The sequence below is a fragment of the Nostoc sp. CmiVER01 genome, from assembly GCF_034531135.2.
GTDB lineage: Bacteria > Cyanobacteriota > Cyanobacteriia > Cyanobacteriales > Nostocaceae > Nostoc.
In genome coordinates this window covers 82,758-103,321 of the sequence record NZ_JAVRBU020000015.1, presented here as the reverse complement: position 1 = coordinate 103,321, position 20,564 = coordinate 82,758, and the positions used below count along the sequence as shown (strand labels likewise).

Sequence of the window (20,564 nt, the reverse complement as noted above, 5' to 3'; positions counted from 1 at the left end):
ATTTCCGCCCAACAATTTGTGATTAGACATAAGGAGAAAACGATGAGACAATTTACCCTGTTTACGCTACTGTATCTAGCAACGGGAGTTTGTCTAATGGCGATCGCCCTTCAGTATCCTGAGATAACTCCAAACCTGAAAGCAACTCTGCTAGTCAACGCCGGACTGTCATATCTTGTCGCTGTACTTAGTACCTTTGGGTTTTGGCGTCAAGCCGCACGCCAAAGCCAAGCTAGACGACTGCACCAACAGGCAGCTTGGAAACAGAATTTGGTGGCGATCGCACCCTGGCTTGTAATTGCATTGACGCTCGTTGCATCCCTCTCCAATCTGCTGCCTAACAATTGGACGACTGAAGCGCTCGTGAAAGCATCTATAGGGCTACCAATTATCTTGCTCAGTGCAGAACAACTCTTTATCAGAAGCCAATTTCGGTAGTGAATCCACAAACAAATCATGCACATTTAAAGTTCTCCCATCAGGTTGAGAGCGATCGCTTATATTTATCCGCAATAATAATGACTTAGCCTACAAATGTTTTTGTTTATTTATTCTCACACTTCAAAGTTCCCATGTCTAAAGATATGCAACGCGAATTTACCAACCGCGATGAGTTGGTAGCCTACCTCCGCGAACAATTCCCAGATGCGGCACAACGCGATGACCACATCAGTGAAACCGTTGGGGGACGAAAAGCTGCACAAAAAGCGCTGCAAAAAATCGATGCAGTAAGCTACGCCCAAACACGTAATTTTTTCGCAGGTGCAGTCACGCGACTTTCGCCTTACATCCGTTATGGCGTTTTGAGTTTGCGAGAAATTCGAGATTATGTCCTTGAACGGGTACAACAAAACGATGCTACGAAATTAATTAACGAATTAGGTTGGCGCGACTATTGGCAACGGTTATATGTCAAATTAGGAAATGGAATCTGGAAAGACCAGGAAGAGTACAAAACTGGTTACACTGTGGCTGAATATGCACCCGAATTGCCGCAAGATATCAGACAAGGAACCACAGGTAGGGTTTGCATCGATAGTTTTAGCCATGACTTGAGAGAAACTGGCTATTTACATAACCACGCCCGAATGTGGCTAGCGGCTTACATTGTCCATTGGCTGCGTATTCGTTGGCAAGCAGGAGCCAAATGGTTTCTCGAACACCTTTTAGATGGAGATCCTGCTAGTAATAATATGTCATGGCAATGGGTTGCCAGCACCTTTAGTCAAAAACCGTATTTTTTCAATCGTGAGAACTTAGAACGCTACACCAAAAGCATTTATTGCCAGAAATGTCCCCTTTACGGTCATTGTGATTTTGAAGGCAGCTATGAAGAATTAGAACAGCGACTTTTTCCCAAAGGGGAATTTAGCAAACAAGCCAATAGCCAAAGTTGGCAGCGTGGAAAGAAAGGTAAAAAGTAAGGTAAAAGACCAAAAAAGATGAATAAACCAATTGTTTGGATACATGGAGATTGCCTCAGTCCATACAACCCTGTATTACAAAAATATCCCGATGCGCCAGCTATCTGGGTTTGGGATGAGGCTTTGATAGAGGAATGGCAACTGAGTCTTAAACGCCTCACGTTTATTTACGAATGCTTGCTGGAGTTACCTGTTGTTATCCGTCGTGGCGATGTGGCACAAGAAATTTTAGTTTTTGCTCAAGAACATGATGCGAATTTAGTCGTCACAGCCGACAGTCCGAGTCCCCGATTTGATGATATCTGCAATCAAATGGAAGGTTCTATAGAAGTGGAGGTGCTAGAGGTGGAACCATTTTTTGACTATGATGGCTATATTGACCTCAAGCGGTTTTCGCGCTATTGGAAAGTGGCTCAAAATTATGTTTTTGAGTAGGGGAATTGTAAATATTATAGTTTGCGTAGGCGTAGCCCGCCGCAGGCATCGCTAAAGGCTCAGATTCTCCACTTCTGTTAAAAGTTTAGGATTTTTGGCACATCCTACAATAAGTATTGGGATATTCTATACTTGAAATTCCTCCCAATGACATAGCTTTTTTAACCCACACCAAACCCCGTGTATTGCCTTACTAATGGTTCATGAAATGCCAAAACAATATCTTCCTTTGGGATTCCTAACTTTACTAAGTCATTGGCAATACCAATCTCGGTACCGTCGTATTGTATCCAAATCTTCTCATCTTTGATATCGAGATGCAAAACACACCCATATTGCCGTCGTCGCCTCTTCCAGCCTACGTACACTAATTGATAGTGATCGTTAATAGAATCAAAAATAACTTGTTTTTCTATTTCACTCTTTGACGAACCTCGACTAGCATAAGCTGTCAGTAATTGTTGAATATAAGCTCGATATTGTTCTAATTTTTCCATCCTACAATCACCTCATTCACAGGATCGTAAACGATTAGCTTTAGTTGAGAGCGTTGAATAACAATTTGAATGAATTGCAATGCAAAGAAGCTGCTATAAGTTCCTAAAGGAACAGCTAAGTATAAAACTCGTTCTGGTTCTTGAATCTCTAGAGCAATTTTATAATTGAAACATTGACCTAATGCTGTATGAAATTCGTAAATATTTGATGCACCAAGAAAACTTTTAATCTCAACCGCTATTTTCTCTCCGGCTCTCTCAGCTGCTAATATCGGTTCTGCACCCAAATCAATGTACATTTCAACCCCACCGACTTCAATTTCTAGAGGATCATCTGTAATCACCCAACCTTCTTTTTCTAGTCCTTTTCTAACAGCATTATGAAAAATATCTCTTGCAGCCATTCAAATATAACTTTCTTAAATATGTAGATGAATGAAGTGCGGCTTCCCGCAGGGGATTACGAATTGGTATTGCTTTTAAATATAGCACTGGATATAAAAAGTCAAAGCCCTTGCGATTGATTGACTTTCCGCAATCCGTTAAAAATATGAAGCATTAAATTTTCTGACTACCTTCTCGTGCTAAATTACTAAAGCTTGGAGTTGGGAAACTCCGGTGAAATTCCGGGACTGTGCCGCAGCTGTGAGGGGATCGCCCAAGTCAGAATGCCAACTCTCAAGATGTCAGAGAAGACACACTCACCGTCTACTCCCTGCGTTGCACGGGGAAGGAGTTCCAAGTTTGCTTTCTAGATTTGCCACTTGTCCTGGCTTGTTTTATGCTACACCCGCCGCCGATGGTATATTATCTCGCATTAGAATACCAGGTGGAATTATTAATAGTCAGCAGTGCCGTGCGATCGCAGATATAGCAGAACAGTACGGTGGCGGCTATGTAGATGTGACTAATCGAGCTAATCTCCAAGTCCGCGAAATCCGCACGGGGATAAATGCTGAGGTTCTGAAACATCTACAGGATATAGGACTAGGTTCTCGTAATCCTGTTGTAGACCACATCCGTAATATTATGACCAGCCCAACTGCTGGTATTGACCCGCTAGAATTAATCGATACCCGTCTTTTTGTCCAAAGTTGGGATGATTATATTGCTGCACAGCCGGCGCTTTCGGAACTGTCGGCAAAATTTAGCGTTTGCTTTGATGGTGGTGGGATAATTCGGGTGTGCGATCGCTTGAATGATATCCTATTTGCTGCTGTCTTAGTTGATGGTAATGTTTATTTTCGCCTTCATCTCAGTGTAGGCGCAAAGGGTCAACCGCCCAGCGATATGGGAATTTTGTTATCACCAGAGCAATGTTTACCCGTCTTGGGAGCTTTGGCAGAGGTCTATCTAGCTCATAGTAATACTACAAGTAAACGTCGGCTACGGCTATTAGAGTTATTAAATACTTTGGGTTGTGAAAATTATCTCCAGGAAGTTCAGCAGCGTCTACCTTTTTCTCTTTTATGCAGTGACCTAACCCCCAACTTATTAAGGAAGGAGGAGGAATTCTCTACTCTTGTGCAAGGAGAGGGAAAGTATCAGCATATTGGACTCCATCCCCAACGTCAGCAAGGCTTATTTTACATTGGTGTCGTCTTACCCCTTGGACGATTGGAGAGTAACCAAATGCGAGGTTTAGCAGATTTAGCAACGAAATACGGTAGCGGCACTCTTCGATTAACCCCCTGGCAAAATCTACTGTTAACTGATATTCCTCAGCAATGGGTTAGCGATGTCCAAACTGAAATTGCTTTCTTAGGATTAGATTCTTCAGCAACCAACATCAAGAGTGCATTAGTTGCCTGTTCTGGAAAAAAAGGTTGCGCCGCTTCTGCCACAGATACCAAAGATCATGCATTAGGATTAGCAGAATATCTTGAAACTCGCGTTACTCTGGATTGCCCAGTTAATATCCACTTTAGCGGTTGCGAAAAATCCTGCGCCCAGCATAGCAAGAGTGATATTACTCTGCTTGGTGTCAGCATTGAGGCTGACAATGGAACTCTGGAAGCCTATCACGTTTATGTTGGTGAGAGCAAGGAGAAATTCGGACGTGAACTATATCAAAATGTAACTTTTGCCGAACTACCGGCATTAATAGAGCGGATGCTATGTATATATAAAATTCAACGTCTAAATTCTGATGAGTCCTTTGGGGAATTTGCTAATCGATATGCGATCGCCCAATTACAGCAGTTATTTAATATTATTCCTAAATCATTTGTAAATAAGAAGATTCCCAACTTTCTAGAGAAGTCGTCAATCTAAGCCTTTCAATTTTATTTGTCAATCCAAAATCTAAAATCCCAAATCGAATGCCCGACTATATCCGAGATGCCAACGAAATTTACCGCAATTCTTTTGCAATCATCCGGTCAGAAGCGAACCTAGATGTGCTGCCGATAGATGTAGCAAAAGTTGCTGTACGTCTCATTCATGCCTGTGGAATGACGGATATTGTCACTGACTTGGGATATTCACCAACAGCAGTACAATCTGCAAGGGCAGCACTAGCCACAGGAGCGCCAATTCTGTGCGATTGCCGGATGGTTGCCGATGGCGTTACCAGGCGACGGTTGTCTGCAAATAATCAAGTGATTTGTACTCTCAACGAACCGGAAGTGCCAGAAATTGCCCAGCGTCTGGGTACTACAAGGTCGGCGGCAGCCCTAGAATTATGGCGATCGCACCTGGAAGGATCGGTGATTGCAATTGGTAATGCGCCCACAGCACTATTCCGCCTATTAGAAATGCTCGATGAAGGAGTGCCGAAACCTGCTATCATTTTAGGCTTTCCAGTGGGGTTTGTCGGTGCAGCCGAATCGAAAGCCGCATTGGCAGCAGACAGCAGGAATGTACCATTTTTGACCTTACACGGTCGGCGCGGTGGAAGTGCGATCGCAGCCGCAGCAGTTAACGCCCTGGCAACGGAGGAAGAATGAATATGGAAAATAAAGGTCGTCTTTATGGAATTGGTGTCGGGCCAGGCGATCCCGAACTATTGACTCTGAAAGCACTGCGGTTATTACGTGCGGCTCCTGTGGTAGCTTATCAATCAGCCACAGATAAAGAAAGTATTGCCAGAGCGATCGTCGCGCAGTATTTACCTGGGAATCAAATTGAGGTGTTATTTCACCTCCCCCGCGCCTTGGAACCGGAAAATGCCAAGTCTATTTATGACAAGGAAATTGAACCAATCGCCGACCATTTAGCGGCCGGTCGAGATGTTGTAGTACTGTGTGAGGGAGATCCATTTTTCTATGGCTCATTCATGTACGTGTTCACTCGGTTATGTGACCAGTATGAAACAGAAGTTGTACCCGGGGTTTCCTCGCTGATGGCTTGTCCGGTAGCATTGGGTGTACCTTTCACCTACTACACCGATATTCTCACAGTCTTACCCGCGCCATTGCCAGCAGAAGAACTAACTACACATCTGCTGATGACCGACGCAGCCGCAATTATGAAGCTAGGTCGTCACTTTACCAAAGTACGAGATATCCTGCATAAATTAGGGCTAGCATCACGGGCAAGATATATTGAGCGAGCATCAACATCACAGCAACGCATCATACCTTTGGATGAAGTTGATCCAGATGAAGTACCTTATTTCTCGATGATTGTAATTCCAACTAAGAATCGACTATAAACCCGTCAAAAGAGGCAAGGGGGCAGGAGGCGGGAAAAACTGAGACGGAGCTTGTACTCCGCCCCAATTCAAACGGACAAAGAAGGACAGGGCAATACGAGATGCTACAACGATGCGACAATTGAACCAGAGAACACATTTTTTGCCGCTCAACGACCGGTCATTTGCTCCAACTTTTCAGGGTACCGAGCGCCTTGCACCGCGATCTTGGAGGCGGCATCATCGATGTTACGCAGATCGTCGGGCGTGAGTTCGACTGAGACAGCCCCGATGTTTTCGTCCAAGCGATGCAACTTTGTGGTGCCTGGGATTGGAACAATCCACGGCTTTTGAGCCAGCAGCCAGGCGATCGCAATCTGAGCAGGTGTAGCCTGCTTCTGTTCGGCAATGCTGCCAAGCAGATTAATCAGAGCCTGATTCGCCTTAAGAGCCTCTGGCGTGAAGCGAGGCAGGGTGCTGCGGAAGTCGGAACTGTCGAAAGTCGTGCTTTCATCGATCTTGCCAGTGAGAAAGCCCTTGCCCAGTGGGCTGTACGGGACAAAGCCGATTCCGAGTTCCTCAAGGGTCGGTATCACTTCCGCTTCAGGTTTTCTCCACCACAGCGAGTATTCACTCTGAAGTGCTGTTACAGGTTGAACTGCGTGAGCGCGACGAATCGTTTGCACGCCTGCTTCCGAGAGTCCAAAGTGCTTCACCTTACCCTCCTGAATCAGTTCCTTCACTGCTCCTGCAACGTCTTCGATCGGTACGTTCGGGTCAACCCGGTGCTGATAGAGCAAGTCGATTGTCTCGATGTTGAGTCGCTTGAGTGAACCCTCCACGACTTCCTTAATATGCTCCGGTCGGCTATTCAATCCGGGTGAACCCTTCATCCCACGAGGATCAGAATTCGGACTGATGTCAAATCCGAATTTAGTGGCAATGACCACTTGATCGCGGAAGGGAGCTAGGGCTTCGCCCACAAGCTCTTCGTTTAAGAACGGGCCGTAGACCTCGGCGGTGTCAAAGAATGTAACGCCGCGTTCGACGGCGGCCCGAAGAAGAGCGATCATCTCCTGCGTGTCTTTGGGTGGGCCATAGGAAAAGCTCATTCCCATACAGCCCAGCCCGATGGCCGAGACTTCTAAGTTGCTGTTTCCAAGTTTGCGCTTTTGCATTGTTATTCCTTTGAGGTTCCACCTCGGTTATGTAGATTTCAGGGATGCCATATCAATCACAAAGCAGTACTTCACATCAGACTTGAGCAGGCGATTGTAGGCTTCGTTGACTTTCTGGATAGGGTGCGTTTATACCGTTTCACTTTAAGGTTGATACATTTAGGCAAGCAGGGGAGCAGAGGAGCAGGGGAGCAGAGGGGAAAGAATTTGTATCAGGATTTTAGTGAAATGGTATTAGGGTTTGATCGTGTTGGCGACGAACATCACTGCACCGTTTGGCCGCCATCGATGACCATAGCGTGCCCAATGACGAAGGCAGCCGCGTCCGAACACAGCCAGACGACGGCCGCAGCGATCTCCTCAGGCTTGCCCATCCGTCCGACCGGCTCCTCCGCAATCACTTTCGCACGCCCTTCGTCCGTGCCACCGGTGAAGCGGCCCATCATCGGGGTGTCGATGTAGCCGGGACAGACGGCGTTGACGCGGATGTTCTGCGCGGCGTAGTCGAGGGCGGCTGCCTTAGTCAGTCCGATCACGCCATGTTTCGCGGCAGTGTACGCGGGACTGCCCTTGATGCCGATGATTCCCGCGCCTGATGACGTATTGACGATCGCGCCACGTCCCTGCTTGAGAATCAGGGGAATCTCATGCTTCATGCACAGGAAAACGCCACGGAGGTTGATGTCGATAATCCGGTTCCATTCCTCCTCCTCGTACTCTGCGGTTGGAGCCGCATTCCTCGGCTCGATGCCCGCGTTGTTGAAGGCGAAGTCCAGCCGCCCGAAGGTCTCGATGGTCTTGTCCAGAGCGGCCTTCACGTCCTCAGATCGCGTCACGTCGCACTTGAGAGCGATCGCCCGACCGCCGAGTTCCTCGATCATGCGGGCCGTTTCTTGATTGCCCTGTTCTGAAACATCAGCAACCACCACGCTGGAACCCTCACGGGCAAACGCCAGCGCCGTAGCTCGACCGATACCGCTCGCTGCTCCGGTCACAAACGCAACCTTTCCTGTGTAGTTTCCATTCTCGTTCGTTGTCATTTTTTACTCCTTGAATTTTTCACCTAACAAGGTCTTATACCAATTCGCAATGACGCTCGTTCCTCGCTAACGCTGCGCTAACGCAATGGGCTACGCTAATGCAATAAGAAACTTAGATGCAGCAAGATTTTCCTGAGTTATATCTGTTGCCTCATTTTGGAGAATTGGTCTTAAAACCACTGGATGCGGAGATCAATTAGGATATTGTTCGTCGCTGACTTTTTCGAGCCAGTCCACAGGCTTGCCGTCGAGCCATTCCTGAATAGCGATGTGCGTCATGGCTGTGGTTGCTGTAGCACCGTGCCAATGCTTCTCATCTGGCGAGATCCAGATTGTGTCCCCCGGTTGAATTTCCTTGATCGCTCCACCCCAGCGTTGTACGAGGCCACAGCCCGCCGTCACGATCAGGGTTTGCCCCAACGGGTGGGTATGCCATGCTGTCCTAGCACCAGGTTCAAACGTGACGCTAGCGCCAGACGTGCGGGCTGGTTCATGTGCCTCGAACAGGGGGTCAATGCGGACAGTGCCGGTAAAATAATCAGCCGAACCTTTGGCGGAAGGCTGTGAGCCACTTCTTTTGATGTCCATTTTCTTAATTCCTTTACTTGATGCCATTTTGGTGGCTAGCAGGCAAGTCTCTTTCCCAATCAAAACTGAGTTTTCTCTTGAATAAAAATCCAGAATGCTTATAAGAAGCCGAAATCATTTTTCATTGCTTTAGCTTCATTCTAGGAATCTTGAAGAACAAGTAATAAAATGATCGTCTAAGATCGTTGTACAATTCTGCAAACTTAGAAATGAACGCTGCCAAAACGAGTCAAAAGTCCGATCGCAATTTAATGAACGACTCGCAGGCAAAGCGCGAGCTAGACAGAGCGCAAGCCAACAGAGACGAACTGACTGAACGGATTGCCCAGGCTATTCCTCATGATGGGACGATTGAGCCGCTCAAAGGTTTGCACTTCAACCGCGCCTCCTCGCCTTCGGAATGCCTTCATAGTGTCTCTATCCCTGCGTTTTGTGCGATCGCTCAGGGCAGTAAAGAAGTTCTTTTGGGTAGCGATCGCTATCAGTACGACCCGATGCATTATCTGCTTGCTACAGCCGAACTGCCAATTGTCAGCCAAATTCTAGAAGCGTCCAAGGAGCAACCATACCTTAGCCTTCGTCTCGATCTCGATCCTACTCTTGTTGGCTCAGTCATGGTCGAGGCAGGGTATCCCTCATCGCGCAGCCGTGCTGATGTGAAAGCAATTGACGTAAGTCCATTGAATGCAAATCTTTTGGACGCTGTGGTGCGGCTTGTCAGGCTTCTAGATTCTCCTGCTGAAGCTCATGTTCTCGCACCACTGATTAAGCGAGAAATCATTTACCGACTCATGATAGGAGAGCAAGGTAATCGGCTCCGTCATATTGCAGTTCTGGGTGGCTACACCCACCACATCGCCAGAGCCGTCGAGCGACTTCGTAAAGACTTTGACCAGCCGATCAAGATTGAGAGCATCGCACAAGAGATGGGAATGAGTGTTTCGGGCTTTCACCATCATTTCAAGTCTGTCACGGCAATGAGTCCCTTGCAGTTCCAGAAGCAACTGCGGCTCCAGGAGGCTCGCCGTCTGATGCTCGGCGAGAACCTTGACGCTGCTAGCGCTGGCTACCGCGTGGGGTACGACGATGCCTCGCACTTCAACCGTGAGTACAAGCGGCTCTTTGGTGTACCACCAATGCGCGATGTGGAGCGGCTGCGAGAAACTGTTAGGGAAACTGCCAGTTCAATATGAACTTCTCAACAATACCTTAACCAAAACACGAGTAAGAACAGAGATATTGTTAGACCAGAAGCGATCGCAACCATGAAAGAAATTGGTATCGATATTACCGATCAACACTCCAAACCTCTGAGTGATTTTCAAGGGCAAGACTTTGATGTAGTAATTTCTTTGTGTGGCTGTGGCGTGAATTTACCGCCAGAGTGGGTTATGCGAGAAGTATTTGAAGACTGGCAATTAGATGATCCAGCAGAACAACCAGAAATTTTTCTTAGAGTCCGCGATCAGATTAAAGAACGGGTGACTCAATTGATTGAATCTGTAAATAAAGAATTTACACCTCTCGAAGAGCCTACAGTGTAAAGTTTGCATATTATTTTTTTCTATTCATAGACTTAATAATTCAAAACATTTGTAAACGGAATTTTTAACTCTCATTAGAGAATATTTACAGTGATTTCCAGGTAAATAGACCACGCGGTAGAGATTTAGCAATACGCTTTACCTCTAGACAGATGTGGCTCAAATATTATCAAAACTGCTGTAAAACCTTGTATCTCCGTGCTTGGTTCCAAACAAAAATTTTTTAGATTTGCTGATAAATCGAGACTTTGAAAAAGATTTAAAGTCAGCATGTTATTTTTCTCTAATCAGAGATATAAAAAGAGCCATTTATATAAGCCCAATTTGTCCGGTAAATCACTATATAAATTATTTTTTAAATACAAAAATAGATGGTTTAGTGATATTTTTCTAAGAAAGAATGGTATTATCTGGCATAGCGTGCTACAACGCTAAAGGATTTCCAAATAAAAAATACCAACTACTTCTTGTACGGGTTAATTTTTCACGTAATCTGGAAAATCCCACAAAAAAGCTAACCCCCTAACCCCCTTCCCGACGCGGAAAGGGGGAAAATTCAAAGTCTCTCTCCTTAACGGAAGAGAGAAATAGAAGAGAGGTTTTCCAGATACCGTACAAAATCAATTTGTGGCGTAGGCTTCTCTCTCGCCTGCTTTTTGGTGCGGGTAAAATGCCCACGCTATAAGATTAGATAATTTATTTTTTGGAAATCCTTAATGACATCTTAACTGAAGATAAATTCACACCAAACGTTTAATCAGGAGAGAAAGTTTTATGGCTGATACTATACTATTTCAAGGTAACAGGTACATTGGGGACACTACTTCTCTTGCACAATTCTATGGAGCGCAAACTGCCACCAATTTTGAAATACTCAATAGCAGTGGCGTTCTGACGGACAGTTTTGTAGGTGTCAATTTCACCTATAGATCAACCGGATTCTTTAATTCTGGAACCATCACTTCGTTCTTTGGCTTCGGAAATAACGGCCAACTCATAGAGCAGGACACAAATCTGAATCTTGACGTTGCGACAAGAAATAGCCTTTTATCTATCGGTACATCATCATACGACTATGGTCAATATTTTTATCGAGGTAATGACAGTATCCTCGGATCTGCGGAGGATGATAGCTTTGACGGCTCCAAAGGTAACGACACCATCAATGGTGGGGCGGGTATTGATGTCTTAAGCTTCCAAAAATTTAGTGAGGGAGTAATTGTTAATCTCTCAACAGGGCAGGCAATTACTTCTTTTGGCACATCGGTTATTTCCAACGTCGAAGATATCGAGGGGTCAGCATTCGGCGATATACTGACTGGGAACTCTGGAAATAACCAGACCCAAGGGTTTGGCGGCGCTGATAGAATTAATGGCGGTGCAGGATTTGATACTGCTGTCTATTTCGACGCTACTTCAGCAGTCGGTGTTGATTTGTCCTCTGGAGTTGTTATTGGTGGTAGCGGTAATGATACTTTAGTTTCCATTGAGCGAGTGTTGGGATCTCGTTTTAGTGACGTGCTGATTGGTTCTAATGCCAATGAATCTTTCTTAGGGGGATTTGGTGACGATTCTATCGATGGTGGGGGTGGCATTGATACCGTTGAGTACGGTTTTGTCGGTTCTAGGGTTATCGTAAATCTTGCTTCTGGATTCGCTATTGGTGGTGCAGGAACTGACTCTATTTTCAACGTTGAAAACGTAAAAGGCTCGATTTTCGATGATATCCTCTTCGGTAACTCTGGAGCCAATGTTCTTAATGGCGACAATGGAAATGATGGTTTGAATGGTGGTGCTGGTGCTGATACTTTAACTGGCGGACAAGGCGCAGATTTATTTGCCTTCCAGTTTGGGCAATCATTAGTATCAGGAAGCGATCGCATTACTGATTTCACCATTGGCACTGATAAAATTGGTTTACTGAGTACAGACACAGCAGCCGTGATTACACCTAGCACTTTTACCCGTGCTGCCGATAAGACTGCCACTACTTTACAAAACTTAGTCAATCAAGTATTTACCGATGCGAATGGAGCCGTAGCCGGAAATCAAGCTTTAGGAGTAAATGGTGCAGCCTTAGTCAGAGTAACAAGTGGAGCGATCGCTGGAACTTATCTAGCGATTAATAATAGTACTGCTGGTTTTCAGGCGAATAGTGATTTGTTAGTCAATTTAACAGGAATAACCGGTACTTTACCTGCGTTGGGAAATATTACAGTGAGCAGTTTCTTTGCTTAGTTAGCATGATGATTTTCAAACTAACCTGCCGAATGTAAGTTAACAAATTCCGTGGGTTTAAGTTGCATAGCTTCTATCAAGCGGCAAGTTTTGTGGTGGGGTCAAAATCCCCATTGCAAAACAAAATTTACGAATTACGAATTACGAATTACGAATTATTTAATATCAGGCTTGATTATTGAAAATTCAGAATAGAATAACCTCCTGGCAGATTTAACCAGGAGAGTTCAAAAAATTTGATTCATCTTTACAAGCGTTGTAGCAGGCTCAAACCGTGGGTATCAGTACCACAAGTATTGAAAAGAAAGTATTTATCAGCCAACTTTTGTACTTGTTCTGATTCGACTACGCTAGGTTTCCAGGGGTTAGGATTATTGTAGGCGTAGAAAGTTTCCACACCATCAATGCCCTTTTCAGACGCAGCTGGAATTAAGTCAAAAAGTGATCGCTTGTAACGAGCCGGATGAGCCAAAACTGCCAATCCCCCAGCTTCATGAATAGCAGCAATCACGTTACTTGCCTGATATTCTGACCCTGTAGTCGGCCTTCTTTGGAGATAAGGCTTTATACTAGGGTGTTCTGGTGTAAAAGCGTAAGCCAAAATGTGAACTTCTATATCCAAAAGGCTGGCATTAATTTCTACACCACTCCACAGGTAAGGAGTGCTTGCACCAGGATTATTCCACTTCCAGTCTTCTAACCAAGCAACTGCTGCTTGATAGCCCATAATACCATGATGATCGGTGATGGCTAACCCTTTTAACCCAATAGCGATCGCCTGTTCCATCAATACACTTGGCTGCAACCTACCATCAGAGTAGACGGTGTGCATGTGAAAGTTGAATAACCTTGGACAACTTTGTGCATCAATGTTTTGGAAGACTTGCTTCAAAAGTTCTGTGGAAGCAGTAGTTCGGGCCAAATTTACAACCATAACCCCCTCTGAACAAAAATATATCTTTTTAACACACTAAAACGGCACATCTAGAGATGAGAAAGACTCAGCACTCTAAATTAGTGTTCGCTGCTACTTTCTCAGCCTTCTCAGCAAATTTTTCAATATGTTAAGACTACGTTAGCAAATCTTAACCTCAGTAGTCATGGGTAATTTGGACTACTTTAAATATGGGTAGTAAAAAATATTGCATAGAGATTCATACAAATATGTTTATAGCATTTATGCTACAAGACTTACCGTTAAAGATTTAAGAGAGTAATTTTCTTTGATAAGCCTACAATTCAACTATATATTACGTGTAAGAAAATATAATTTTTCCCAGTAATTACACTACTGTAGGTAACTAGTAATGATTTTAGTGTAAGCGTAGCCCGCCGCAGGCATTGGATGAGTCAGCCTAAAATAACATTCAAGAAAAGTAGCGATCTTTCCTGAATCACTATACTCCTCGCGCAATTCCAAAAGAATCTCCCTTTAAGGTGACTCCAAGCGGTTCTATTACCACCTCGCGGCTATGAGATGCTTCAACCCTTCCGGCAATCACAGCCGTAAGCTTATGTTCTCTTGCGAGGATGACGATTCTCTCTGCATCCTGCTCCGACTCAGTATAGAATGCAAATCCTGCACCGTAATTGAAAACAGAAAGCATCGTCGTTGCCCCACCCTCAAGATGACCCTCGACAAACGTAAATATCTCCGGCACTGGGAGCATTGTTTCAATAACATACCGGAGCGACTTCACTGAGCGCATCAGCTTTTGCCATCCATGTCCAGTGATATTCTCCATCGCGGTAGGACGAATCCCCTCACCAAGCACCGCTTGCACAAGTGGCGTGTAAAGATACGAAGCGGCATTCATCGCTTCCCAGAACTCCTGCCCACTTGGAAGTTTTGTTCTGTAGCCATCAGGGAGCGACTCGGCAAGCTTTCGCAGTGGGGTAAAGCCGTTCTCATGGGGCCCAGAACTCTCGATCAGAACAATGGTATTTCCGGCATCCAGACGCGAACTATCAATGGGAGCGACACCAGTCGGCATGACTCCAAAAACCGAGCCTGCAATGTCGAGCCGACCTGGAATCATCTTCGTTTTTAATTGAGGAGTTTCCCCTGAGAGGTACACACACCCCACTTGTTTACATCCCTCAACCACTCCATCAAGAAACCCATCAAGGAAGGCGGGAGTAAAGATTGTTTCAGGAGTACTCGACGGCAGATATAAACCGAGAAGTATAGTCTGCATACCTGATGTTGCGGCATCATTCGTAAGACACGAGATGATCTTGATGCCAATGTTCCACCAAAATTGCCGAAGTTCTTCTTCGGAAAGATCGTCAGGTCGAGTATCGTCTGCTGTACCCAGTCCTTCGGGGACAAGTGTCATCGAAAGTTCTCTAGCCCCCGCCTCTAGAAATGGAGCGAGATTGAAGCTGAAAGCATTAGCACTTGCTCCAAGACCCGATGCGGGCACAATACCATAGGCACTTGCAAAGCCAAGGGTGCGTTTTGCGGCATCAATGAAGCGTCGTTTTGCGGCATCGAGAGTATCGTAATCGACTTGATCGAGAGCTTGAGCCATCAGGTTGCGTTTTAATTTAGGAGTAGAGACGCAATTAATCACGTCTGTGCAGGAGTTAAAAGTCAGAAAAATTCATAACTCCTAACTTTAAAATACCTCATCTTCAATACCACGCCACCATTCCCCCAAATTCATCATGTCTTGGTAAATATCCTTTAATTCTTTGTTGTAAACATCATCTGTAAGGGTGGCTCGGCGCTCTTGTAATTTCTTAAGGCGCAGTTGTACCAATAGCCAAGGTTTAGTAATGCTATTAGTTGCTTCTATGTATTGCGCTAGTTCTTTGCTATCCATAATGTTTTATATTTTAATTTTCATGCCAGTACTTTTATTCAAGCTACTGCCCGTCCCACCACTTAATAACAGAAAAGGGAGAAATTCTTTTTAATTTCTCCCTTTTCTTGGTGGAACCAGTTTAAAACTGACAGCTAATTAAGCTTTGGCCAAGTTTTCAGCAGCAAAGTCCCAATTGACCAAGTTATCTAGGAAATTCTTGATGAACGCCGGACGGGCGTTTCTAAAGTCAATGTAGTAGGCGTGTTCCCAAACATCTAAGGTTAGGAGTGCTTTCTTACCATGAGCTAGAGGGTTTTCTGCATTTGGTGTTTTGATCACCTTCAGCGTACCACCATCATCAATGAGCCAAGACCAGCCACTGCCAAATTGGGTTGCGGCTGCGTTTGAGAACTCTTCTTTGAATTTGTCAAAGCTACCAAAATCTTTATCGATTCTGGCTGCGAGATCGCCAGTGGGTGCGCCGCCACCTGCTGGTTTCAAGGAATTCCAAAAGAAGGTGTGGTTCCAAACTTGGGCAGCGTTGTTGAAGATTCCTGATTTCGAGGAGTCATTGAAGGAAGTTTTGATCACCTCTTCCAGAGACTTATTAGCAAGTTCTGTACCTTCAGTGAGCTTGTTGAGGTTGTCTACATAAGCTTTGTGATGCTTGCCATAGTGATACTCAAAAGTTTCAGCTTTCATGCCATAAGGCTCTAAAGCATTAATATCGAAGGGTAATGGGTCTTGTACAAATGCCATCGTGTCAAATCCTCTCTTTACCGGTTTCCAGTTTTAAGCTATTACAGAAGCTTAGGAAATTAACAGCTTTTATTTTTAAGGTTTTATGTCTTTAATGATGAAACATAAAACTTAACATCGTCATTTTACTACCAAAGTGAAGATAAAAACAAAGTACTTGTCTAATAAGTAAAATAAGTCAAATCACTAGGAAATAATGACTATAAATAAAAATGGCTAATATTTCCTAGTTAAAAGCTAATAAGTAATTAAGTAGATTGGCATAATTAAACGTAAAATGCCATCCAGTAAAATCAGCTTACTGAGTAGGTTTTTTCTTATAGAGGTGGTGCCGTCTTCTCTAGGAGACGCTAGGCAAAGGGGTTTCCCCAAATGGAACGACTGCCGTCTTTTTGTCTTCAGCCTAAACTGCCTTTTACCTAGCATTTAACAATTAAAGCTTTCAGGCTTCTATCTGTGGCAGGATTAATTGTGATGTGAAAAATCAGTCGAAAGCGTGATGATTTAGTAGTTAAAAAAAAGCTAGTGTCTATAATACCAGACTAAAATTTTAAAATTATTTATTTTGTATCTAGACTGTTTCTAGTAAATACAGTTTTGAGGATGGTAAGTGGATAATCACTCACCCACCACCCTTTTGAACTGAAAAACTAAGAGCAAATAAGCTGTTACGCAAATAAACAATGCACATCCACTAGTGAGGTTGTTCTTTATCATTTGTCCAAGTCCAATTGGTAAACACTTTTGACTAGTGACTAATGACGGTATACACGGGAAATAGTGCAATATGTAGGCGCGTTAGCTTAGTGATGATTACTACTGAGATAAACGCTGCTGGTAGTAGTTCACAATTTTTGCCGTGACTTCAGAAATATTTAGACCATCGGTTTGAACTTCAACTGCATCTGCTGCTTTTTGCAAAGGAGAAACTTTGCGTGTACTATCTTTCCAATCGCGTTCAGCAATGTCCCGCTCCAGTTGCTCTAAACTGATTTCAGGTTGACCCTGTTTGTTAAAGTCTTCCTGGCGGCGACGGGCGCGTTCACTCACAGAAGCGGTTAAGAAGATTTTCACTTCGGCATCGGGGAATACATGAGTGCCGATGTCTCGACCTTCGGCAACTAAACCGCCTTTCTTTCCCCAGTTTTGCTGCTGTTTAACCAGTGCTTGACGGACATAGCTTTGTGCAGCGATCGCAGATACTTGAGATGTAACCTCAATCGTGCGAATTGCCTGGGTAACATCAATACCGTCAATCCAAACCTGCACCGACGATTGTAAATCCTGGGTAGGGGTAAGTTCAATTTTACACTGGCTAGTTAATTCTGCGATCGCACACTCATCGTCAATGGCAATCCCCTTTTGCAGAACTAACCAAGTCACAGCCCGGTACATCGCTCCTGTATCTAAATACACTAGATTTAGATTTGCTGCGACTTGACGCGCCACTGTGGATTTTCCAGCCCCGGCTGGGCCATCAATGGCGATAATGGGTTGACGATCGCGCAATATAATATTGTCAATCAAACGTGTAGACCCAAGACGAGCTGCGATCGCCAACATTCCTTCCTCCTGAACTTTTTCTAAAGACATTAACGTAGTCGGTTCAACCAATTCAATATATTCCACTAAAATCGTATTGACTATTGCCACTTCTTGCTGTACTAATGCTATCAACCTGTTACTATTGCGATCGCCTGCAATGAAAGCAGCTTCAGCGCGTTGCAAGCCGCGATATAATGCCGCCGCTTGCTCTTTTGCCGTTGCAGTCAAATATTGATTACGAGAACTGAAGGCAAGACCCGAAGCTTCCCGCACTGTTGGACAACCAACAATTTCTACTGGCAAATTTAAGTCAGCTACTAAGCGTTTAATAATTGCCAGTTGCTGACCATCCTTTTGACCAAAGTAGGCACGGTCAGGCTGTACCAAGTTGAAAAGTTTGGTCACAATCGTAGCGACACCCTGAAAGTGACCTTGCCGAGAACGACCACACAAGCCTGTTATCATAGCAGATGGGGGGATAACTTGTGTAACCTTTGATTCTTGTATACCCTTCTGGGGAACTGCCATTTCTTCCGGAGTTGGCGCAAAAATTGCATCTACCCCAGCTTGTTCGCAAAATTGTTGGTCTTGCTCTAAAGTGCGAGGATAGCGTTGATAATCCTCATTGGGAGCAAATTGCAGGGGATTGACGAAAATACTTACAATCACCGTAGAATTTTCTTGCCGCGCCCGTTGAATTAAGCTTAAATGACCTTGATGCAAATTTCCCATCGTTGGCACCAGACCGACTGCCGTCTTATACCAGCTAGTCATCTCATCTAGTTTTAGATCCTCAGTAACCGCAATTAGCTTGTTTTCTGAGCAGCGTTTAGTTAAATAGCAGCGTAAAGCTGCGACTGTTGTCAGCAGGCGCACAAAAATACCCCTAGTTCTTATCGATCCCTCCCCCGTTAGTTTATATCTGAAAGAGAGGGAAGAGATGATTGAACTAGGGGAATTGTTATGGAGGGTAGGGAGTGGGGAGTGGGGAATGGGGAGTAAGTAATTAATTTTCTTTCCTATTCCCTATTCCCTACTCCCCAAAACTTCAATATGCACTGGTGCTACACCACTGCCCATCATTCCCAAGACCCGAGCTGCGCCAGCAGACAGGTCTATGACTCGACCCCGAATGAATGGGCCTCGGTCATTAATCCGCACCACTACAGAACGACCGTTGCGGGTGTTGGTTACCCGGACTTTTGTACCAAAAGGTAAGCTGCGATGAGCGGCAGTCATTCCTTCTGGGTTGAATCTCTGTCCGCTAGCAGTACGATTACCAGACCCGTCATAGCCGTAATAAGAAGCCATACCTCTCAAGGTGGCTCGCACTATTCCAACTGCCTCTTGAGGCAGCTTTTGTATTGATGCTGGCAGACGCACTGGTGGTAAATTAGCAATCTCTTTTAAGGGAGATGCATTGCCTAGAAGCCTCCGCAGGCGATTGGTTGCTTGCAATGCATCTTGCGCTAGATTATTGGTGGTATCTGCTAGTCGCGTACCTTCGTTGATTTCGACCAATTCCTCGCCATTAACTTTGATTACATAATCGCCATTTGGTTGGACTGGGGCGCTTTTGTTTTGCGCTTGATTGTCAGTCGATTTTTCCCCTGCTTTCCAACTTACGGTAATCTTACTCCCGTCCACATTTTCCCGATTCAACTGGTTGATTTTTGCTGCTATTACACCAGCGATCTGAACCGGGTCATTGTCAGCGGAGCTAATCTGGTTACTTACATCTGTTAAGCTGCCAGTATCCAGTTCCTTTGATGAATTGCTAGCAATAAGGGCGTACTTTTGTACGCCCCCAGAATTTCCAATTGCACCAACTTTTTTAGTTTCAGGATTCGTATTTGATACAGAACTCAAAAAGGTGAGAACAGGTATATTTCGGATAAAAAGGGTTGCCGCCTTACGTCCTCCAACGTTGTGAGGATGAATTTCTGTAATCACAGCATCCAAGGTTTGTTTCCCTGCTGTGGATTGATATTCTCCCACCTTCACCACATCAGGGGCGGGTGAGTTTTGGGAAGCTAGCGCATTTCCCTTGGTGGTTTGAGTGCAACCAACTGAGGGTATGCCCAAAGCAGCCATAGACAGGGCAACAATAATCCACAAATGTCTTTGATTCATGCGTCCGTTTTTTAAAGCGACTGTAGAATTTAAGTTTTATAATTCGCGGGATTTTTCACTTTGTAACAGTGACTTCACCTATTGAAAAACTCGAACTCGTTCCGTTTCCACTTTGTTGTTTATAACTGCAACAGACTAGCACGAACCTTTTGGCTTGGGGATCAGGGTTTTAGCGTAATTCTTGGCAATTTTCTCAATTTAAATTCCAATTTTCAGGGCGAAACCTTTCTCAAATGCGGACTTTGGCTATGTAACGCTTTTTTTGACAAGTCCAAAAATTATTAAAAAAACTTTACGCTCATTGCACGCTAAAGCGACGATACCCTATTCACATCTGTTCTAAAGGCTCGTAGCTATCCGTGTATTTTATGTTACATCTGTTTAGGCTATTTCCAACTAGAAGCTAATATAACTTTAATTGAATGGCATCGGCATAAATACTCAAAATAACTTATTTCACAAAATCTTTAGATTTTTCTACGAATAAGCCATGATACGAGTTACATCTTAAATAATTATGTAAATTAATTTGGGTTTAATATCTTTTTTCAAAGTTTTTTCCACTTAAATTAATCATGACTTTTACTTCACATGACTAGGCTAAAAATAGTGATATATGTAACTTGACACTCCAGTAATACTGAGTATAAAAAAAAGTAAGATACTCAATTTAATATTTTTCAGGATGAATGATAAAAAAATTAATAAATCTTTGCGATCGCTTGTAGATTAAAATTTT

At 44.3% G+C, this 20,564-nt stretch carries 19 protein-coding genes, 1 pseudogene and 1 riboswitch; of the genes and pseudogenes, 9 read left to right on the top strand and 11 right to left on the bottom strand.

Annotated elements, in window-relative coordinates:
- Positions 1-42 precede the first annotated feature (42 nt).
- The 3 genes from RMZ43_RS25175 (at position 43) to RMZ43_RS25165 (ending at position 1,859) form a co-directional block, all read left to right on the top strand.
- A complete protein-coding gene (locus RMZ43_RS25175) occupies positions 43-438 on the top strand; it encodes a hypothetical protein (RefSeq protein WP_322652847.1) in 396 nt (131 codons plus the stop codon).
- Positions 439-572: 134 nt separating this feature from the next.
- Complete coding sequence (locus RMZ43_RS25170; protein ID WP_322652846.1) at positions 573-1,424, top strand: FAD-binding domain-containing protein; 852 nt, start codon at positions 573-575, stop codon at positions 1,422-1,424.
- A gap of 18 nt (positions 1,425-1,442) precedes the next feature.
- Entirely contained in the window at positions 1,443-1,859 is a 417-nt protein-coding gene (locus tag RMZ43_RS25165) for a hypothetical protein (protein ID WP_322649911.1), read from the top strand.
- Positions 1,860-2,020: 161 nt separating this feature from the next.
- Here RMZ43_RS25165 and RMZ43_RS25160 read toward each other — a convergent pair whose 3' ends face one another.
- Positions 2,021-2,356, bottom strand: coding sequence for a XisI protein (locus tag RMZ43_RS25160; protein ID WP_322649910.1), 336 nt, complete (start codon positions 2,354-2,356; stop codon positions 2,021-2,023).
- Complete coding sequence (locus tag RMZ43_RS25155; RefSeq protein WP_322649909.1) at positions 2,344-2,760, bottom strand: XisH family protein; 417 nt, start codon at positions 2,758-2,760, stop codon at positions 2,344-2,346. The genes RMZ43_RS25160 and RMZ43_RS25155 overlap by 13 nt, the downstream gene beginning before the upstream one ends.
- Positions 2,761-2,945: 185 nt before the next feature.
- A riboswitch (adenosylcobalamin-variant (AdoCbl-variant) riboswitch) is annotated at positions 2,946-3,038 on the top strand.
- Positions 3,039-3,100: 62 nt separating this feature from the next.
- On the opposite strand from RMZ43_RS25155, the gene cobG reads away from it, so the two are divergent.
- Genes cobG through RMZ43_RS25140 form a run of 3 tightly spaced genes read left to right on the top strand, consistent with a single transcriptional unit; the run spans position 3,101 to position 6,011 of the window.
- Positions 3,101-4,630, top strand: a complete 1,530-nt coding sequence (gene cobG, locus RMZ43_RS25150) for a precorrin-3B synthase (protein WP_322652845.1) — start codon at positions 3,101-3,103, stop codon at positions 4,628-4,630.
- Positions 4,631-4,677: 47 nt separating this feature from the next.
- Complete coding sequence (locus tag RMZ43_RS25145) at positions 4,678-5,304, top strand: precorrin-8X methylmutase (protein WP_322652844.1); 627 nt, start codon at positions 4,678-4,680, stop codon at positions 5,302-5,304.
- 2 nt (positions 5,305-5,306) lie between these two features.
- Positions 5,307-6,011 carry a precorrin-2 C(20)-methyltransferase gene (locus RMZ43_RS25140; protein ID WP_322652843.1) on the top strand — a complete coding sequence of 235 codons (705 nt, stop codon included), beginning with the start codon at positions 5,307-5,309 and terminating at the stop codon, positions 6,009-6,011.
- A gap of 149 nt (positions 6,012-6,160) precedes the next feature.
- Here the strand turns inward: RMZ43_RS25140 and RMZ43_RS25135 are convergent, their stop codons facing one another.
- The 3 genes from RMZ43_RS25135 to RMZ43_RS25125 all read right to left on the bottom strand — a co-directional run bounded on the left by RMZ43_RS25135 (position 6,161) and on the right by RMZ43_RS25125 (position 8,823).
- Positions 6,161-7,168, bottom strand: a complete 1,008-nt coding sequence (locus tag RMZ43_RS25135) for an aldo/keto reductase (protein WP_322652842.1) — start codon at positions 7,166-7,168, stop codon at positions 6,161-6,163.
- 263 nt (positions 7,169-7,431) lie between these two features.
- Positions 7,432-8,208 (bottom strand): SDR family oxidoreductase, encoded by a 777-nt coding sequence (locus RMZ43_RS25130; RefSeq protein WP_322652841.1) that lies wholly within the window; start codon positions 8,206-8,208, stop codon positions 7,432-7,434.
- A gap of 192 nt (positions 8,209-8,400) precedes the next feature.
- Positions 8,401-8,823, bottom strand: coding sequence for a (R)-mandelonitrile lyase (locus RMZ43_RS25125; RefSeq protein WP_322652840.1), 423 nt, complete (start codon positions 8,821-8,823; stop codon positions 8,401-8,403).
- A 182-nt stretch (positions 8,824-9,005) separates the two neighbouring features.
- Between RMZ43_RS25125 and RMZ43_RS25120 the strand changes: the two genes are divergently transcribed.
- The 3 genes and pseudogenes from RMZ43_RS25120 to RMZ43_RS25110 all read left to right on the top strand — a co-directional run bounded on the left by RMZ43_RS25120 (position 9,006) and on the right by RMZ43_RS25110 (position 12,578).
- The gene (locus RMZ43_RS25120; RefSeq protein ID WP_322652839.1) at positions 9,006-9,989 is read left to right on the top strand and encodes an AraC family transcriptional regulator; all 984 of its coding nucleotides are present in this window, start codon (positions 9,006-9,008) and stop codon (positions 9,987-9,989) included.
- A 48-nt stretch (positions 9,990-10,037) separates the two neighbouring features.
- A pseudogene (locus tag RMZ43_RS25115) lies at positions 10,038-10,340 on the top strand (ArsC family transcriptional regulator); the annotation flags it as partial.
- A gap of 774 nt (positions 10,341-11,114) precedes the next feature.
- The gene (locus RMZ43_RS25110) at positions 11,115-12,578 is read left to right on the top strand and encodes a calcium-binding protein (RefSeq protein ID WP_322652838.1); all 1,464 of its coding nucleotides are present in this window, start codon (positions 11,115-11,117) and stop codon (positions 12,576-12,578) included.
- Positions 12,579-12,825: 247 nt separating this feature from the next.
- Here the strand turns inward: RMZ43_RS25110 and RMZ43_RS25105 are convergent, their stop codons facing one another.
- The 6 genes from RMZ43_RS25105 to RMZ43_RS25080 form a co-directional block, all read right to left on the bottom strand.
- Positions 12,826-13,512 (bottom strand): PHP domain-containing protein, encoded by a 687-nt coding sequence (locus tag RMZ43_RS25105; protein WP_322652837.1) that lies wholly within the window; start codon positions 13,510-13,512, stop codon positions 12,826-12,828.
- A 463-nt stretch (positions 13,513-13,975) separates the two neighbouring features.
- Positions 13,976-15,112 (bottom strand): AIR synthase related protein, encoded by a 1,137-nt coding sequence (locus RMZ43_RS25100; RefSeq protein ID WP_322652836.1) that lies wholly within the window; start codon positions 15,110-15,112, stop codon positions 13,976-13,978.
- An 87-nt stretch (positions 15,113-15,199) separates the two neighbouring features.
- Positions 15,200-15,406, bottom strand: coding sequence for a hypothetical protein (locus RMZ43_RS25095; RefSeq protein WP_322649896.1), 207 nt, complete (start codon positions 15,404-15,406; stop codon positions 15,200-15,202).
- Positions 15,407-15,544: 138 nt separating this feature from the next.
- Positions 15,545-16,147 (bottom strand): superoxide dismutase, encoded by a 603-nt coding sequence (locus tag RMZ43_RS25090; RefSeq protein WP_322649895.1) that lies wholly within the window; start codon positions 16,145-16,147, stop codon positions 15,545-15,547.
- An 816-nt stretch (positions 16,148-16,963) separates the two neighbouring features.
- Complete coding sequence (locus tag RMZ43_RS25085; RefSeq protein ID WP_322652835.1) at positions 16,964-18,568, bottom strand: bifunctional pantoate--beta-alanine ligase/(d)CMP kinase; 1,605 nt, start codon at positions 18,566-18,568, stop codon at positions 16,964-16,966.
- Between the two features lie 150 nt (positions 18,569-18,718).
- Positions 18,719-19,825: a septal ring lytic transglycosylase RlpA family protein gene (locus tag RMZ43_RS25080; RefSeq protein WP_322649893.1), complete on the bottom strand. Its 1,107-nt coding sequence runs from the start codon at positions 19,823-19,825 to the stop codon at positions 18,719-18,721.
- Positions 19,826-20,564: the final 739 nt, after the last annotated feature.

Coding starts and splice junctions, on each gene's coding strand:
- RMZ43_RS25080 (WP_322649893.1), bottom strand. CDS start 19,825: ATGAATCAAAGACATTTGTGGATTATTGTTGCCCTGTCTATGGCTGCT.
- RMZ43_RS25130 (WP_322652841.1), bottom strand. CDS start 8,208: ATGACAACGAACGAGAATGGAAACTACACAGGAAAGGTTGCGTTTGTG.
- RMZ43_RS25120 (WP_322652839.1), top strand. CDS start 9,006: ATGAACGCTGCCAAAACGAGTCAAAAGTCCGATCGCAATTTAATGAAC.
- RMZ43_RS25160 (WP_322649910.1), bottom strand. CDS start 2,356: ATGGAAAAATTAGAACAATATCGAGCTTATATTCAACAATTACTGACA.
- RMZ43_RS25125 (WP_322652840.1), bottom strand. CDS start 8,823: ATGGCATCAAGTAAAGGAATTAAGAAAATGGACATCAAAAGAAGTGGC.
- RMZ43_RS25165 (WP_322649911.1), top strand. CDS start 1,443: ATGAATAAACCAATTGTTTGGATACATGGAGATTGCCTCAGTCCATAC.
- RMZ43_RS25110 (WP_322652838.1), top strand. CDS start 11,115: ATGGCTGATACTATACTATTTCAAGGTAACAGGTACATTGGGGACACT.
- RMZ43_RS25155 (WP_322649909.1), bottom strand. CDS start 2,760: ATGGCTGCAAGAGATATTTTTCATAATGCTGTTAGAAAAGGACTAGAA.
- RMZ43_RS25145 (WP_322652844.1), top strand. CDS start 4,678: ATGCCCGACTATATCCGAGATGCCAACGAAATTTACCGCAATTCTTTT.
- RMZ43_RS25135 (WP_322652842.1), bottom strand. CDS start 7,168: ATGCAAAAGCGCAAACTTGGAAACAGCAACTTAGAAGTCTCGGCCATC.
- RMZ43_RS25095 (WP_322649896.1), bottom strand. CDS start 15,406: ATGGATAGCAAAGAACTAGCGCAATACATAGAAGCAACTAATAGCATT.
- RMZ43_RS25105 (WP_322652837.1), bottom strand. CDS start 13,512: ATGGTTGTAAATTTGGCCCGAACTACTGCTTCCACAGAACTTTTGAAG.
- RMZ43_RS25140 (WP_322652843.1), top strand. CDS start 5,307: ATGGAAAATAAAGGTCGTCTTTATGGAATTGGTGTCGGGCCAGGCGAT.
- RMZ43_RS25100 (WP_322652836.1), bottom strand. CDS start 15,112: ATGGCTCAAGCTCTCGATCAAGTCGATTACGATACTCTCGATGCCGCA.
- RMZ43_RS25090 (WP_322649895.1), bottom strand. CDS start 16,147: ATGGCATTTGTACAAGACCCATTACCCTTCGATATTAATGCTTTAGAG.
- RMZ43_RS25175 (WP_322652847.1), top strand. CDS start 43: ATGAGACAATTTACCCTGTTTACGCTACTGTATCTAGCAACGGGAGTT.
- RMZ43_RS25170 (WP_322652846.1), top strand. CDS start 573: ATGTCTAAAGATATGCAACGCGAATTTACCAACCGCGATGAGTTGGTA.